Consider the following 251-nt stretch of genomic DNA (forward strand, 5'->3'; position numbering starts at 1 on the left):
GGTGGTGACGGGGTTGAAGTTGCCGGCGACGCTGGTGTTCGACTATCCGACGCCGACCGCTCTGGCCGGTTACCTTGTCCAGCGTGCGGTGGGTGATGCTCCGGCGCGCGTGGTGGTGGCGGCCCGGCCTGGTATCGACGAGCCGATCGCGATCGTGGGGATGTCGTGTCGGTATCCGGGTGGGGTGAGTTCGCCGCAAGGTTTGTGGGATCTGGTGGTTCGGGGTGGGGACGGGATCACACCGTTCCCCG

The 251-nt window shown here is 67.3% G+C and carries 1 protein-coding gene; it reads left to right on the forward strand.

What is annotated here, in order from left to right:
- Nucleotides 1-13: 13 nt before the first annotated feature.
- The coding region (locus LPA41_RS43935) for an acyl carrier protein (RefSeq protein ID WP_306469857.1) at nucleotides 14-251 on the forward strand (238 nt) is incomplete at its 3' end.

This window comes from Actinoplanes sp. DH11, assembly GCF_020873875.1.
Classification (GTDB): domain Bacteria; phylum Actinomycetota; class Actinomycetes; order Mycobacteriales; family Micromonosporaceae; genus Actinoplanes.